This window comes from Xanthomonas phaseoli pv. dieffenbachiae, from assembly GCF_008639345.1.
GTDB classification, from domain to species: domain Bacteria; phylum Pseudomonadota; class Gammaproteobacteria; order Xanthomonadales; family Xanthomonadaceae; genus Xanthomonas; species Xanthomonas phaseoli.
The window spans coordinates 4,907,785-4,922,984 of the sequence record NZ_CP041380.1; the positions used below are offsets into that span (position 1 = coordinate 4,907,785).

At 64.1% G+C, this 15,200-nt stretch carries 13 protein-coding genes and 1 pseudogene; 5 read left to right on the forward strand and 9 right to left on the reverse strand.

From position 1 onward, the window contains the following. The first annotated feature begins 3 nt into the window (after nt 1–3). Both FLG15_RS21790 and FLG15_RS21795 read left to right on the forward strand, forming a co-directional pair. On the forward strand, nt 4–324 hold the full coding sequence (locus FLG15_RS21790; protein WP_008572943.1) for a DUF1820 family protein: 321 nt from the start codon (nt 4–6) through the stop codon (nt 322–324). After that, nucleotides 324–1,316 carry a D-2-hydroxyacid dehydrogenase family protein gene (locus FLG15_RS21795; RefSeq protein WP_057679174.1) on the forward strand — a complete coding sequence of 331 codons (993 nt, stop codon included), beginning with the start codon at nt 324–326 and terminating at the stop codon, nt 1,314–1,316. Before FLG15_RS21790 ends, FLG15_RS21795 begins: the two co-directional genes overlap by 1 nt. Nucleotides 1,317–1,481: 165 nt before the next feature. Here FLG15_RS21795 and FLG15_RS21800 read toward each other — a convergent pair whose 3' ends face one another. Next, nucleotides 1,482–2,990, reverse strand: coding sequence for a S41 family peptidase (locus FLG15_RS21800; RefSeq protein ID WP_057679175.1), 1,509 nt, complete (start codon nt 2,988–2,990; stop codon nt 1,482–1,484). A gap of 104 nt (nt 2,991–3,094) precedes the next feature. Continuing rightward, nucleotides 3,095–4,393 (reverse strand): murein hydrolase activator EnvC family protein, encoded by a 1,299-nt coding sequence (locus tag FLG15_RS21805; protein ID WP_017155961.1) that lies wholly within the window; start codon nt 4,391–4,393, stop codon nt 3,095–3,097. Between the two features lie 97 nt (nt 4,394–4,490). Between FLG15_RS21805 and FLG15_RS21810 the strand changes: the two genes are divergently transcribed. Next, complete coding sequence (locus tag FLG15_RS21810) at nt 4,491–5,147, forward strand: DUF4097 family beta strand repeat-containing protein (protein ID WP_017155960.1); 657 nt, start codon at nt 4,491–4,493, stop codon at nt 5,145–5,147. 161 nt (nt 5,148–5,308) lie between these two features. Continuing rightward, entirely contained in the window at nt 5,309–7,105 is a 1,797-nt protein-coding gene (locus FLG15_RS21815) for a M28 family metallopeptidase (protein ID WP_150147398.1), read from the forward strand. A 313-nt stretch (nt 7,106–7,418) separates the two neighbouring features. Here the strand turns inward: FLG15_RS21815 and FLG15_RS21820 are convergent, their stop codons facing one another. From FLG15_RS21820 to FLG15_RS21840, 5 genes are all read right to left on the reverse strand, one after another. After that, complete coding sequence (locus FLG15_RS21820; protein ID WP_150147401.1) at nt 7,419–7,862, reverse strand: PepSY domain-containing protein; 444 nt, start codon at nt 7,860–7,862, stop codon at nt 7,419–7,421. 297 nt (nt 7,863–8,159) lie between these two features. Beyond that, nucleotides 8,160–9,293, reverse strand: coding sequence for a glycoside hydrolase family 5 protein (locus FLG15_RS21825; protein ID WP_057679182.1), 1,134 nt, complete (start codon nt 9,291–9,293; stop codon nt 8,160–8,162). A gap of 620 nt (nt 9,294–9,913) precedes the next feature. Continuing rightward, nucleotides 9,914–10,966 carry a glycoside hydrolase family 5 protein gene (locus FLG15_RS21830; RefSeq protein ID WP_057679179.1) on the reverse strand — a complete coding sequence of 351 codons (1,053 nt, stop codon included), beginning with the start codon at nt 10,964–10,966 and terminating at the stop codon, nt 9,914–9,916. A gap of 129 nt (nt 10,967–11,095) precedes the next feature. Then, nucleotides 11,096–11,485, reverse strand: a complete 390-nt coding sequence (locus tag FLG15_RS21835; RefSeq protein ID WP_057679180.1) for a hypothetical protein — start codon at nt 11,483–11,485, stop codon at nt 11,096–11,098. 186 nt (nt 11,486–11,671) lie between these two features. Further along, nucleotides 11,672–12,745 (reverse strand): glycoside hydrolase family 5 protein, encoded by a 1,074-nt coding sequence (locus FLG15_RS21840; protein ID WP_057679181.1) that lies wholly within the window; start codon nt 12,743–12,745, stop codon nt 11,672–11,674. 307 nt (nt 12,746–13,052) lie between these two features. On the opposite strand from FLG15_RS21840, the gene FLG15_RS21850 reads away from it, so the two are divergent. After that, nucleotides 13,053–14,111: an NAD(P)-dependent alcohol dehydrogenase gene (locus FLG15_RS21850; protein ID WP_008572924.1), complete on the forward strand. Its 1,059-nt coding sequence runs from the start codon at nt 13,053–13,055 to the stop codon at nt 14,109–14,111. Between the two features lie 106 nt (nt 14,112–14,217). Here the strand turns inward: FLG15_RS21850 and FLG15_RS21855 are convergent. Then, nucleotides 14,218–14,791: pseudogene (locus FLG15_RS21855) on the reverse strand (hypothetical protein). A 43-nt stretch (nt 14,792–14,834) separates the two neighbouring features. After that, a complete protein-coding gene (locus FLG15_RS21860; RefSeq protein WP_169790125.1) occupies nt 14,835–15,188 on the reverse strand; it encodes a hypothetical protein in 354 nt (117 codons plus the stop codon). Nucleotides 15,189–15,200 lie beyond the last annotated feature (12 nt).

Below are 15,200 nucleotides of genomic sequence, written 5' to 3' on the forward strand. Positions count from 1 at the left end.
CGCATGTCCAAGTCTCTGTACAAAGTCACCTTCCTCAACCACGGCAAGGTGTACGAGCTCTACGCGCGCGAGGTCACCGGCAGCCATCTGTGGGGCTTCAACCAGATCGGCGAGCTGGTGTTCGACGTGCACGACGGGCTGGTGGTGGACCCCACCGAAGAACGCCTGCGCGAAGAATTCGGCAATACCAAGACCTTGCACCTGCCGATGCAGAGCATCGTGCGGATCGAAGAAGTCGAGAAAAAAGGCCAGTCGGTGATTCGCGATGCCACCACCGGCGACAAGGTGGTCACCCCGTTCCCCTCGCCGATCAAGCCACGCTGATGCGCATCGTGGTGCCCGACGACGACCAGGGCGCCGTTGCGCAGCTGCCCTGCCTGCAGCAACTGCAGGGCCACCAGGTGCAGGTGCTGGGTGCGTTGGATGCGGAGCTCGATGCGCGCGCCGCATCTCTGGCCGACGCGGACGCGTTGGTGCTGATCCGCGAACGCACGCGGGTGGATGCGGCGCTGCTGCAACGGCTGCCGCGGCTGAAACTGATCAGCCAGACCGGGCGCGTCGGCGCGCACGTGGATGTGGCCGCGTGCACCGCGTTGGGCGTGGCGGTGGCCGAAGGCGTCGGTTCGCCGGTGGCGCCGGCCGAGCTGACCTGGGCGCTGATCCTGTCGGCCAGCCGCCGGCTGACCGACTACCAGCATGCCTTGCGGCAGGGCCGCTGGCAGGCGCTTGGAGATCCCGGCTTGGGCCGCGTGCTGCATGGGCGCACGCTGGGCATCTGGAGTTATGGGCGGATTGGCCAACGCGTGGCCAGCTTCGGCCGCACGTTCGGCATGCAGGTGTTGGTGTGGGGCGGGCCGGCATCCTGTGCGCAGGCAGCACGCGATGGGTTCGCGATCGCGGGCAGCCGCGAGGAACTGTTCGAATGCAGCGACGTGCTGTCGCTGCATCGGCGCCTGACTGCGCAGACACGGCATGACGTCACCGCACAGGATCTGGCGCGCATGCGCGAGGACGCGTTGCTGGTCAACACCAGCCGCGCGGAGTTGATCGCCCCGGGCGCCTTGCTCGCTGCGTTGGACGCGGGCCGGCCGGCGCAGGCCGCGCTGGATGTGTTCGAGCACGAGCCGGTGCTGGACCTGCGCGATCCGCTGCTGCGGCATGCGCGCGTGCTGGCGACACCGCATCTGGGCTACGTGGAGCGCGACAGCTACGCGCTGTATTTCGGCGCGGCGTTCGACAATGTGCTGGCGTTCGCCGCGGGCACACCGCGCAACCTGGTCAATCCCGAGGTGTTGGCTACAACGCAGCGGTTGTGATTCCCCGCTTGGTTGGCGCGGCCTTGAAGCAGCCGACCGGCCGCGCGCGCTGCTGCCAGGTGCGCGGCGATCGATGTCGGGTGCCGCATGCACCACTCCCACACCGATCCCGGTGAGACGGCCAGGCCCGCCTGACGACGGGCCGCGACGTTGCGGTGGCCGCTCTCAGTTGGCCGGTTCGGTAGACGTTGGCTTGTTTGCTGGCGGCGACGGCTGCACCGGTTCGGCTGGCGCTGCGGGCGCAGTGGCCGGCTTGGCCTTGCCTGCCGGTTCTGCCGGTTTGGCTTTGTCCGTGGTCGCCGGGCGCGCTGCCGGCGGCTTGGGCTCGGCACCGGTCTTGCTGGCGGCCTTCGCCTTCTGCGCTGCTTGCGCCTTGGCGGCGGAGCCGGGTTGCTTGAGTTCGGCCAGGGCTTCGGCGATCGGGCCGTCGCCCGGCAGCACGTCGCCGGCGCTGTAGCCCTCTTCGCCTTCGTCGTCGCCGCGCAGGTGGCCCGGCAAGGTGGCTTCGCTGTAGTCGGTCAGGCTGGCCGGCACATCGGCGTCGCCCGGCTGCGGTTCGGGCGTGAGCAGGACGTCCGGCACGATGCCGCTGGCCTGGATCGACTTGCCGCTGGGCGTGTAATAGCGCGCGGTGGTGAGCTTGACCGAGTCGCCGTTGTCCAGCGGCAGCACGGTCTGCACCGAGCCCTTGCCGAAGGTGCGGCTGCCGATGATGCGTGCGCGCTTGTTGTCGCGCAGCGCGCCGGCCAGCACTTCCGAGGCACTGGCCGAGCCGGCGTCCACCAGCACCACGACCGGTGCGCCATTGAGCAGATCGCCCGGGGTGGCGTCGAACTTGGCATCGCTGATCGAGATGCGCCCGCGCGTGCTGACGATATTGCCCTTGTCCAGCAGATCGTCGGCCACCTGCACCGCCGAGGTCAGCAGACCACCGGGGTTGCTGCGCAGATCCAGCACCAGTCCGCGCAACTTGCCGCCGGCCTGCAGCTGCTTGAGGTTCTTCTGGAAGTCGGCACCGGTGTCGGCCTGGAAGGTGCTGATGCGGATGTAGCCGTAGCCCGGCTCCAGCAGCTTGCTGCGCACGCTGGCCACGCGGATGGTTTCGCGCTGCAGGGTCACATCGAACGGCTTGGGCGTCTTGTCGCGCATGATGGTCAACACGACCTTGCTGCCGGATTCGCCGCGCAGCGGCTCCATCGCCTTGCTGGCATCGATCGGCTTGCCGTCGATGGCCACGATCACATCGCCGGCGCGGATGCCGGCGCGCGCGGCCGGGGTGTCGTCGATCGGCGCAATCACCTTAAGGGTGTTGTCCTGCTGCTGCAGCAATTCCACGCCGATGCCGTCGTAGGCGCCGGTGGCCTGTTCGTCGAAGGCTTCGGCATCTTCCTTGTCGAAATAGGTGCTGTGCGGGTCCAGGTCCGAGAGCAGGCCGCGCACGGCGGAGTGCATCAGCTTCTTGTCTTCGACCGGGTCGACGTAGGCCTGCTTGACCGCGTTGTAGACCGCCACGAAACGGCGAATCTCATCCAGCGGCACCTTGGACACAGCGGCTTCATTGGCTTCCGGGTCGTCCGCGCTGGCCTGGGCGGCGGCGGGGCCGGCCTTCTGCGCCCAACCAGGCGACGCGAACAGGGCCAGCGACAGGGCAACGGACAGGACGGCTACGCGCATGAAGCACTCCGACAAAGAGATAAGGCGCCCCGCAGCGCGGAGCTGACCGGATTATGCGCGAAGCAGCGGTAAATCCGCGTTGAATCGCGGGCGGTGCGCGGCGCTCAGCGGCGTTGCAGCCAGCTCGATGGATCCACCGGCTGCCCGTTGCGACGCAATTCGAAATACAGCGCCGGCACGCCCTGCCCGCCGGAACTGCCGACCTTGGCCACCGCCTCGCCCCGTTTGATCGATGCGCCGGCATCGCGCAGCAAGGTGTCGTTATGCGCGTACAGGCTCATGTAGCCGTTGCCGTGGTCCACGATCAGGATCATGCCGTAGCCGGTCATCCAGTCGGAAAACACCACCGTGCCATCGGCCACCGCGGTTACGGTGCTGCCCTTGGGCGCGCCGATCAGCACGCCCTTGCTGGTGTGGCCATCGGGCAAGGTGGCGTTGAAGCGCGCCAGCAGATTGCCCGCCACCGGCCAGCTGAGCCCACCGACCTTGGGCGCCGGTGCGTTGGCGACCACCTTGGGCGGCGTCTTGCCGGGGCGATCGGAACGCTCGGTCTTGCTGCGTTTGGCCTGCGCGGCGGCTTCGGCGGCAGCGCGTTTGGCGGCAGCGCGCCGTTCGGCTTCGGCCTTGGCGGCCGCTGCGCGCAGATTGGCGAGCAGTTGTTCCAGCGCCTTGGCGTCCTGGCCGATCGCCTTTTCGCGCTCGGCACGCTGTTTGTAGCGGTCGTCCAGTTGCGCGACGGTGGCCGCCTGTTGCGAGCGATCTTTCTGCAACGTGGCCGCTTGCGCCTTTTGCTGCGCGCGTGCGGCATCCAGCGCCTGGCGGCGGGTGGCGATGTCCTGTTCCACTTTCGCCAGGGCATCCAGTTGCGTGGTCAGGGCGTGGATGCGCTGCGCACGCGCGTTCTGCACATAGCGGTGATCGGCCAGCATGCGTGTGGCATCGCCCACCGTGTCTTGCGACAGCAGCACCTTCAACGGCGCATTGCGGCCCACCTGATCGGCAGCGCGCAACAATGCCGCCAGCTGCGTGCGCTGGCTCTGCAGGCCGCGCTGCAACTGCGCGCGTTCCTGCTGCAGGGTGGACAGATGCTGTTCCTGCGTGCGCATCGCCGCTTCGGTTTCGCTCAAGGCGCGTGCGGTCTTGGCCACCTTCTCGTCGGCCTGGCGCAACTGTTGCGCGGCGGTGCCGCGCTTGCCTTCCAGCTCGCGTCGATCGGCGCTGATGGTCTTGAGCTCATCGCGCAGCTGCTGCAGTTTGCGCTCGGTCTCGCGCTGGCTCTGCGCGTTTGCGCCAACGCTGCCCAGCAACGTGCAGGCCAGCACACCCGCCGCCAGCCACATCCGTCCACGGCCGGTGGACGGAGCGAGCGGCAGGCGCGGCAGCGGTGCGGACGAAGGGGGCAACGAAAGATCCAGTGACTTCAGGCAGGTGCGCGATTGTAGCCAAGCATGATGTGATCGCCGCCACGCCCCAGACAACCACCGCCGCGCGAGGTTCAGCATGAAGCCCCAAATTCTCCTCCTGGCACTGTCCCTGGTCTGCACGAGCGCCTGGGCCGACGAGGACGTCAGCAAGGTCAACGGCAGGATCAGCGCAGATGCCGGCAAGACCTATGGCGCCCTGGAAACGGTCAACGGCTCCATCGAGATCGGTGCCGGTGCGCAAACCAAGAACGTGGAAACCGTCAATGGCGGCATCCGCATCGGCGACAACGCGCGCACCGGTGGCGTGGAAACGGTCAACGGCTCGATCACGCTGGGCCAGAAAGTGACGGTGTCCGGCGGGCTGGAAACGGTCAACGGCAGCATCCTGGCCGAGCGCGGCAGCCGGATCAGCGGCGGCGTGGAAACGGTCAACGGCAGCATTGGGCTGGTGGGGACCGAGCTCGGCAAGGGCATCGAGACGGTCAACGGCGATATCACGGTCGGGGTGGGCTCGCATGTGCGCGGCGGCATCGAAGTGAGCAAGCCGAGCTTCGGTTTTTCGTTCCAGCCCTCGCGCAAGCCGCGTGTGGTGATCGGCCCGGATGCGGTGGTCGATGGGCCGTTGCACTTCGAGCGCGAGGTCAACCTGTACGTGCACCGCAGCGCCAAGATCGGCGCGGTGAGCGGCGCCACCGCGCGCAGTTTCGACAGCGACGTCGCGCCGAAGGACTGACCGAGGCCGCACGCACCTGCCGGTGCGTGCGCCGGAGCCAGGGCGCCTGCTCCAGATGCCCTGCCCTGCCCGTCATGCAACTGCAGCACACGCAGCCGCGCGCTCACCTCACCATGCGGCGCACGCTCTAAGATCGGGATTCCGCCGCACGAGGAGTTCCGATGCCCCGCAAGATCCTGTTGTGCCTGGCCGCGACGCTGGCCCTGGCCGGCTGCAAACGCGAACCCGCCGATGCGCCGGGCGCGCCTGCCGCGCAGACGCCAACCGATAGCGCGCCTAGCGCGCCGGTCAGCCGTCACACCTTCTCCCCGGACATGACCACCGGCGACTTCGCCGAACTGGTCAAGACACTGGCGTCGGACGACTTCGAAGGCCGCGGCCCGGGCACGCCCGGCGAAGAAAAGACCGTGACCTATATCCGCGACCAGATGCAGCGCATCGGGCTGCAGCCGGGCAATGGCGACAGCTGGTTCCAGGAGGTGCCGATGGTGGAAACCACCGCCGATGCATCCACCGCGCCCAGCCTGCGCAGCGGCGCGCAGACCCGCACCCTCGCCTTCGGCACCGACATCGTGGTCGGCACGCGCACAGGGCAAGCCGAGGTCAAACTGGACAACAGCGAGCTGGTGTTCGTCGGCTACGGCGTGGACGCGCCCGAGCAGCAGTGGAACGACTACGCCGGCCAGGAGTGGAAGGGCAAGACGGTGGTGATGTTCGTCAACGACCCGGGCTTCCACACCGACGATGCCAAGTTGTTCGACGGCAAGCGCATGACCTACTACGGGCGCTGGACCTACAAGTTCGAAGAAGCCGCACGCAAGGGCGCGGCCGCGGCGTTGATCGTGCACGACACGCCCGGCGCCAGCTACGGCTGGGACGTGGTGAAACATTCCTGGTCCGGCCCGCAATACGACCTGCCGGCCAAGGACGACCCGGACCCGCGCCTGCCGGTGCAGGGCTGGATCAGCGCCGAAACCGCCAAGCAACTGTTCGCCGATGCCGGGCTGGACCTGGCGCAGGCCTACAAGGACGCCAGCAAGCGCGGCTTCAAGCCGGTGCCGTTGAAGGCCAGCTGGTCGGTGGACCTGAAGAGCACCATCGCACAGAAGACCTCGCGCAACGTGGTCGGCGTGTTGCCGGGCACCAGCCACGCCGACGAGGCGGTGCTGTACATGGCGCACTGGGATCACCTGGGCAAACATCCGGGCGAAAGCGGCGACAACATCTACAACGGCGCGGTGGACAACGCCACCGGCGTGGCCGGCATCCTGGAAATTGCCGATGCATTCGCGCACCAGGACCCCAAGCCGGCGCGCTCGGTGGTGTTCCTGGCGGTGACGCTGGAAGAATCGGGCCTGCTGGGCTCCAAGTACTACGTGGCCAACCCGAGCTTCCCGCTGGACAAGATCGCGGCGGTGATCAATCTGGATGCGATGTCGGTGGCCGGACGTGCCCGCGATGTCACCGTGGTAGGCATGGGCAGTTCGGAGCTGGAGGACATCCTCAAGCCGCTCGCCGCCATGCAGGGGCGCACCCTGCACGCAGAAGCCACCCCGCAGAGCGGCTCGTACTTCCGTTCGGATCACTTCAACTTCGCCAAGGCCGGCGTGCCGGCGTTGTATGCCGATGGCGGCGAAGACCTGCGCGAGGGCGGCACCGCTGCCGGACGTGCCGCAGCCGAGGACTACGGACGCCATCGTTATCACGCGCCTGGCGATGAATACGATGCCGCCACCTGGAAGCTCGATGGCACCATCGAAGACCTGCAGGTGGTGTATGGCGTGGGCAAGGAAGTTGCAGCTGGCGACCGTTGGCCCAACTGGTACCCAGGCAACCCGTTCAAGGCTGCGCGCGATCGCATGATGGCCGGCAGGCCTGGCGCAAGCGCGGCGACCGCGCAGCCGGCCGACGCGTCCAGCACGGCCCCGCAGACGAACAAGGCCAAGTCGCCACACTGAGGCCGCCACGCCGATATTGCCACGCGGCGTGGCACGACTGCATGAGCAATCTGCCTTGGGCGCGCATTGTTGAAAGCCATCTGTATGCAAAAGGCCTCCCACCGGAGGCCTTTTGCATTGTTGCCTCATGTGAAGCGTCTGGCGATCAATCGCACGACATCGCTCAGCTGCGCTTCTGCGCGATCAGTAGCGTGCTGCATCGACGCGACAGGTCCGCCTACGGGTTGGCCGTGTGGTCGTGCGGCGTACGTGCATTCTGTGCGACGCTCGATCTACCCTGCCCGCCCGGCGGGCGAACGTGACGCACACGTACTCAGTCGTTATCCACGCTCACCACGTGGCCGTCTTCCGGATCCACGTGCAGTTCGACCTTTTGCCCGTTGCGCTTGGCATCGGCCTTCCACAGGCCATCCTTGAACTTGAGGTCGTGCACATCGGCATAGCCGCCGGTGGACAGCGATGCGCGCACGTCGGCTTCGCTGAGCTTGGAGGTGGTCTGGTCGCCGTAGACGCGGCCGGTCACCGGGTCGATATGCACGTCCACGTCCTTGCCGTCGCCGCTGCGCGCGTCTGCGGTCCAGACGCCATGCTCGAACTTGACGTCATGCACCTTGGTATAGCCCTTCGCGGTAAGCATGCTGGTGACCTCACCGGAGGTGAGCGCCTTGGTGGGCTTGTCGGCCGCCTGTGCCAACGCGCCCTGCGATAGCAAGGCAAGTGCGCCGATCAGTGCAGTCTTCATCAATCGCTGAGTCATGGGAGTGCTCCTGCAGTGAAGTGTGCTCATGCTGGAGCGCCGCCTATCGCCATCAGGTGAAAACAGGCAAGCGGCCGCAACGAAAGTTCAGTTAGCTGAAACACCCAGGTGCTCACTCACCTGCGATGCACGCGATGTTTACATCGAAGCGGAAGGCGCGGTTGAGCACGCATCGTCGTGTTCATCCACGCTGGAAATCGCCGCAATCTGCGCGCATCTCGTCATGCCCATGCGGTGTGCCCACGCGCGCTGCGTGCGTTCAGAAGCAAAGCCGCCTTGCGGCGGCTTCGTTTGGGATCAACGTGTCGTGCGTGCAGCGGATGTGCTTGTTGCAGAAGTCGATGCAGCGGCGCTGCGCACCGCGGCAGCAGCAACCGGTGCACGCGTGGCCAGTGCGGCCTGTGGCGACAGGATCGCCATCTGCGGCTTGTCGGTGCCGTCCTTGTTGGGGTGCACGTTGTACGCGTAGCTGAGGTTCCACCACGAACCGGCCGCCCACCAGGTCCAACCTAGCCACACATCTGCGTTGGCTTCCATATGCGCCAACATGCCTTGCAGCGCCTGGTTGCACACCGCATTGTTGGCGGTGCCGAATTCGGCCAGAAAGCCGCGTTTGCCGTTGGTGCGCAGCCACTGCGTAAAGTTGCGCAGGCGCTCGGCGCCAATGGTGCTGCTGACGCAAGTGCTACTGGTGCCGCTGGAATCGGCATCCAGATATTGATGCACTTCGAAGGCGTAGCGATTGAGCGGGTCGTAGATGGACGTCAGCGCGGTGGCGTTGGAGTAGCCATCGGTCGTGGGGGAATACCAACTGTGCGCACCGGTCCACAATGCGCCGGGTACCAGAATCAGGTTATTGGCACCGGTCCTGCGGATGGCATCGATGGCGGCCTGCGCTGCGCCGGCCCATTCGCTGGCCGAAATATTGTTGGGTTCATTCATCAGCCCGAACATCACCGCGTTGTCGCTGTTGAACGCCAGTGCGAGACGACGCCATAGATCGGTGAACGTGGCCACCGGTACTTCCGGGCTGCCGATCTTGTAGCCGTAATACTTGGCGTAGTTATGGATGTCGATGACCAGATACATGCCGGCTGCCTTGGCGCGTGCCACGGCCTGTTGCAGCAACGCGAGTTGGGCCGGATCCAGTTCGCCGCCCGCGGTGGGCTGCAGCCGTTCCCACAGGATCGGCAGGCGGATGGTATTCATGCCGACACCGGCGAAATAGGTGTAATCGCTGGCCGCGGCGTACATATAGTCCTTGTTGAGGACTCCGGGCTTTTTGGAAGATGCGTATTCGGCACCGGACAGATTGACGCCGGCATAGGTGAGCGCGCGCGTCTGCGCGTGGGCCAACGGCAGGCTGCCAAACACGATGAAAAGCAGCGTGGAGCGCAGTAGCGTGCGCAACGAAAAACAGACAGCGGACATGACACAACTCCTCAGACGGGGGAGATGCAGCCGAGTGCGTGCGCGTTGCGCGCGATGCGCTGCATCGGTCTGAGTCAATGCATCAGCCGTGCCCAAATGCTGCGTGTCGTCGATCCAGCGCCGATATGCGAACTGCATCGCAGTCACACTCTGCAAGGCGCGTTGTCGAGATTTATAGGCCGCACAAAAGCGCGTGATATCACCCGATATTTGCGTCAGTGCGGCATGCGCTCTTCCACGCTGTCGATTTTGCGTCGTATGGAAGCGCCTGCCGTCAGTTGCATGGCGTCATGTCCATGACGTTATGCCGCATTGAAACTGCCACCTAGACTGCAGGCATAGGCTGCCTCAATCCCTTCCGAGAAAAGACGGGCAGAGCGGCCAATCGCGGTAAGGCTCAGCCCGGTAGAACGCGCGTGCTCGCTACCGTCTAGAAACGTGATCTGCGTGGCGACGATGCCTGCTGCGCCCGCGCGCGTCTGCCGTTGCGAACAGCAGCCAAAGCACCGGCGTGCAAGCGTCAGGCGGGCGCGGCGGGCGTTGGCGTGGACCACCTGCGTTGTGCTTTGCGCGCCATTCGCGCCTGCCTGACGACAACTCGCTACGTGCGTCGGTCGCGTTTAATCGGTAATCCGGCGCGCACGCGCGCTCAATATCGACATCTGCGGCTTGTCGCGCCCATGCGCATCCGGTTGCACGTTGAACGGATACGCCGCGCTCCACCACGCGCCTGCCGCCCACCAGGACCAGCCGATCCACACATCGCTGTTGGATTCCATGTAGCCCAGCATGCCGTTGAGCGCGAGATTGCAGGTGACCGTATTGCCGGTGCCGAATTCGCCGAGAAAGCCGCGCTTTTTGTTCAAACGCAGCCATTCGGTGAAGCTGCGCAGCCGTTCGACCCCGACCGTGGCGCTGACGCAACCGCCGCTGGTGCCGCTGGAATCGGCATCCAGATATTGATGCGCTTCGATGGCATACCGATTGAGCGGGTCGCGAATGGATGCCATCGCCACTGCATTGGATTGCCCGGCCACCGTGGAGTACCAGCTATGCGCGCCTGTCCATAACGCACCCGGCACCAGAATCAGATTGTTCGCGCCGGTCTTGCGAATGGTGTCGATCGACGCCTGTGCGGCCGTTGCCCACGCCTGCGGATCGATGTCGTAAGGCTCATTCATCAGTCCGAAGATCACGGCGTTGTCGTTCTTGAAGGCGATTGCCAGCCGTCGCCATAGATCGTTGAAGGTGCTGATCGGCACTTTCGTGCTGCCGATGGTGTGGCCGTAATACTTGGCGTAGTTGTGCACATCCACGATCACGTACATTTTTGCCGCCTTGGCGTTGGCGACTGCCTGCCGGATCAACGCCAGCTGGGCCGGATCCAGCTCGCCACCTGTCTTTGGCTGCAGCCGTTCCCACAGGATCGGCAAGCGCACGGTGTTCATGTGCTTGCCGGCGAAGTAGGCATATTCATCGGCCGCCGGATACCGATAGTCGATGTTGAGCACGCCGGGCTTTTGCGAGGATTTGATCTCGGCGCCGGAAAGATTGACGCCTGCATACTTCAGGCCGGTGGCGCTTTGCGCCTGCGCCAGGGGCATGGTGGCCAGCAATAGGAAAGACAGCGCGCGGCAACGCAGCCGGCGCGTATGCGTGGTGAGGGATTTCATGGGGGAACTCCTGAGACTTCTGCGTGCGAAAGAGCTGTGCAAGGACGACGTGCCGAGACGGGCATGAGCTCGTTCGATGTACGACAGCAACGCGTCCATCACCAGACTAGGCGTATGCGCCCGCAAAAACTACGGTTGAGAGGGATCAATCGGCCAAGCTGTGCAGTGACACGCAGTTCTTGTGTTAGAGCGCGCACGCATGGCCCGAACGCACCGCACCGTTTGCACATGCTTCATGCGCGTGGCACACACCATGACCTGCGCGACGGCGTGCTGCGCATCGTGCGAGTGCAGCTGCGTTGCAGGCAATGCCTGGGCACTGCAGCGCGCATCTGCCATCGCGAAGGGTGCCTGATTGATGATGCTGTGGAGCGGGGAGTGCGATGCCACGTCGGCCGGCAGTGCGCAGATATAGTGCGTTTCGCGCACGCGATAGCGCGTGTTGGATGAGACCGCTTTTGCGATATCCACGTCGCGTGGCGCAATCGCATCGCACCAGCGCGTGCCGTTGCACGCCATCGAAGCGCGCACACGGCAACACGTAGCACGTGGACTGGCGCAGGATTGCCGCTGCCTTCTGCTACACCCAGCGAGCCAGCAGCGGTCTGCTTTTCTCAGAAGCAGGCTGCCCCACGCGATGCACGGCAATGACAAAAAAAGTGGCCGCAACACGGGTTGCGACCACTCTTTAGCCTGCGAAGCCGCTTATTTGCCGGCGCGGCGTGCGTACTTGCTCAGGATCGCCATCTGCGGCTTGTCGCTGCCGTCCTTGCCCGGCTGCACGGTGAAGGGGTAGTCCGGCTTCCACCAGGAACCGGCCGCCCACCAGGTCCAGCCCAGCCACACGTCGCTGTTCTTTTCCATGTAGGTCAGCATGCCTTCCAGCGCCTTGTCGCAGACGGGATTGTTGGCCGTGGCGAATTCGCCCAGAAAGCCCTTCTGCTTGTTCTCGCGCAGCCACGAGGTGAAGCCCTGCAGCTTTTCTTGGCCGACCGAGTCGCTGATGCATACCGGCTTGGTGCCGCTGTAGTCCTTGTCCAGATATTGATGCGCTTCGAAGGCCAGGTTGTTGCCCGGGTCCTTGAGGATTTCCAGCGCCTTTGCGTTGGAGACGCCGTAGCTGGTGCTGCGCCAGCTGTGCGCGCCGGTATAGGCGGTGCCCGGCACCAGGATCAGGTTCTTCGCGGCGGTCTTGCGGATCGCGTTGATCGCTCCCTGCGCGGCATTGGCCCAGTCGGGTGCGGAAATGCCATTGGGCTCGTTCATCAGCCCGAAGATCACCGCCTTGTCGTCCTTGAACTCCAGCGCCAGCCGGCGCCAGAGATCGGCCAACGCGCCGGCCGGCACATCGCTGGTGCCGATGCGCTTGCCGTTGTACGTGGCGTAGTTGTGCAGGTCCAGGATCAGGTACTGCTTGTTGGCCTTGGCTGCCTCAAGCGACTTCTTGATCAGCCCCAATTGGGCCTGGTCCAACTGGCCATTGAGTTCGGGCTGCACGCGTTCCCACAGGAACGGCAGGCGGATCGTATTCATGCCCTTGCCGGCGAAATAGCTGAAGTCCGAGGCGGCAGGGTAGGTGTAGTCCTTGAACAAGGTGCCGGGCTTCTTGCGCGAGTTGAACTCGGCGCCGGACAGATTGACGCCGACATACTTCAGGCCGGCGGTTTCCTTCCTGGGGCCGGGCGGCTCCTTGGCCTGGACCAACGGACCGGCGGCGAGCAGGGTCAGCGCGAGCGCGGCGATGCGCAAGCGGGGAAAGTGCGGGGGAGTGCGGAACATGGAAAGTCTCCTTCGGCATCGACGTGGGCGGCCGCGGGGGAGGGCACGGCCAGCGCAGATGGTGCAGCGCCATCTGCTGCTGCGTGAGTCTGGAAGCTCGCACGTTAGCGCGCCATTCACGCGCAACGCCCGGATTTGACCGCCTGCGAACAAGCGCAAGGCGCATCATGCCGCTGCGCTCGCGTTCGCAAGAGACCAGGTAAGACGCACTGTCGCAGGAGTGCGACATCTACGCGTTTTAAGCTATCGATCCCCTCTCCCCGTTGTTGGCGCGCCTCGCCGACGACGCAACACCCCGGAGTTTTCCATGAGCACAGCCCACGCCTACGCTGCCCAGGCCGCCGACCAACCACTTGCCCCGTTTGTGTTCGAGCGCCGCGCGCCCGGCCCCAACGACGTGCAGATCGACATCGCCTACTGCGGCGTGTGTCACTCGGACCTGCATACCGCACGCAACGAATGGCACAACACGCTGTACCCCTCGGTGCCCGGCCACGAGATCGTCGGCCGCGTCACGGCGGTGGGCAATGCGGTCACCGGCTTCAAGGTTGGCGACCTTGCCGGTGTTGGCTGCATGGTCGACAGCTGCCGCAGCTGCGCCTCCTGCCAGGAAGGCGAAGAACAGTATTGCGAACAGGGTTTCACTGGCACGTACAACGGGCCGATGTTCGGCGGCGGCGAGAACACCTACGGCGGCTACTCCGACCATATCGTGGTCGACCAGAAGTACGTGCTGCGCATCACCCACAGCGACAACCTGGCCGCGGTGGCACCGCTGCTGTGCGCCGGCATCACCACCTATTCGCCGTTGGCACACTGGAAGGTGGGTCCGGGCCAGAAGGTGGGCGTGGTCGGTCTCGGCGGCCTGGGCCACATGGCGGTGAAGATCGCCAAGGCGATGGGCGCCACCGTGGTGCTGTTCACCACTTCCGAAAGCAAGCGCGCCGATGCGATGCGCCTGGGCGCCAGCGAAGTGGTGATTTCCAAGGATGAAGCGCAGATGGCCGCGCAGTACAACACCCTGGATTTCATCCTCAACACCGTGGCCGCGCCGCACAACCTGGACCCGTTCCTCAATGCGCTCAAGCGCGACGGTGCCATGGTGCTGGTTGGCGTGCCCGAGCAATCGCATCCGTCGCCGGCGGTGTTCAACCTGGTGATGAAGCGCCGCACCCTGGCCGGCTCGCTGATCGGCGGCATCCGCCAGACCCAGGAAATGCTGGATTTCTGCGCCAAGCACAACATCGTCTCCGACATCGAAACCATCCGCGCCGACCAGATCAACGAGGCCTACGAGCGCATGCTCAAGAGCGACGTGAAGTACCGCTTCGTGATCGACATGGCGACGCTGGATAAGGCGGCCTGATCGCCCCGCATTAGCTTGATGTCACTGCCTGCGTCTTCATTCGACGCAGGCAGTGGCGCATAAAAACAGTGCCTGCTTAAGAAAGGGGCCAAGCCACATGGCATGCCTACTCAATGGACTGTCGCAATCGCGACATATATTCGCCCAGCGTGGGCCCACTTTTGTCTACTTCTTCGGCAAGATATACGATCTTTCCACTCTTGTCTGCCGCCAGCTTCAAGGGCCCCGGCTTTTCATCGTTCGTCAGCACGAAGGCGCCAAACAAGCGGGCAGCTAAAGATGCATCAGCTTGATTATTACTCAACCCGGTCTTGCGTGAGCTTTTCCGCGTAACTGGCACTTAATCTCTGGCAATGCATAAAATTTTCGATCTGCGTCGGATTGAAACGTGCCCTGTCCGAATCCGCCGTAAACTTGGGCTTTTGAGGGCAAGCCGTCAGATCGAGGGTTTGGAAGCCGAATACTGATGCCGTCTTTATAGACGAACGCTCAATACTAGCGAAAATGTAGGCCTTGAGCGCTTCCTTTTTACCGCCGTTAGGGATCGCTTCAATTTCGATTTCTGCTTCTCTAGTGAGGTGTAGCGTATATATGTCGGACGGAAGTTCAGTTGCGAGATCTATTGCCCTGTCGTGAAGGTAGTTCCACGCGCAGCTATCGATATAGATGGCAATGGTCATATCTAAAATCTTAATTAAGTGAAGCGTGCAAAACGCAGCTCGATTATGAGACTCGAATGCTCAGCACGCCAAGTACACATCTTCCGCGTACAAGCGCGTAACCCGAGGCAAACGGCTTGCCACTCGCTGGCCAGAGCTGCTCATAAGCCAGAAAATAATCTCCAGGCCGATATTGCTCCTTGAGCCACAACCAATCTTTGTTGGCATAAGCAAATGGCACTTGCGGTGCCTTTGTATTTTTAGCGGCGTACGTGAAACCAATCTGCTCCATCTGCACAATGGAAAGAGGCAAGCCATCAAACCGCAGATTGTCCGATTCTTGGCATGTGGCGGCCGGTGCTGCAATAGCGCTACTGGCTGTCAAGATAAGCAGACAGGTAACGAGTGACCTGAGCATGGGGCCAGCGCC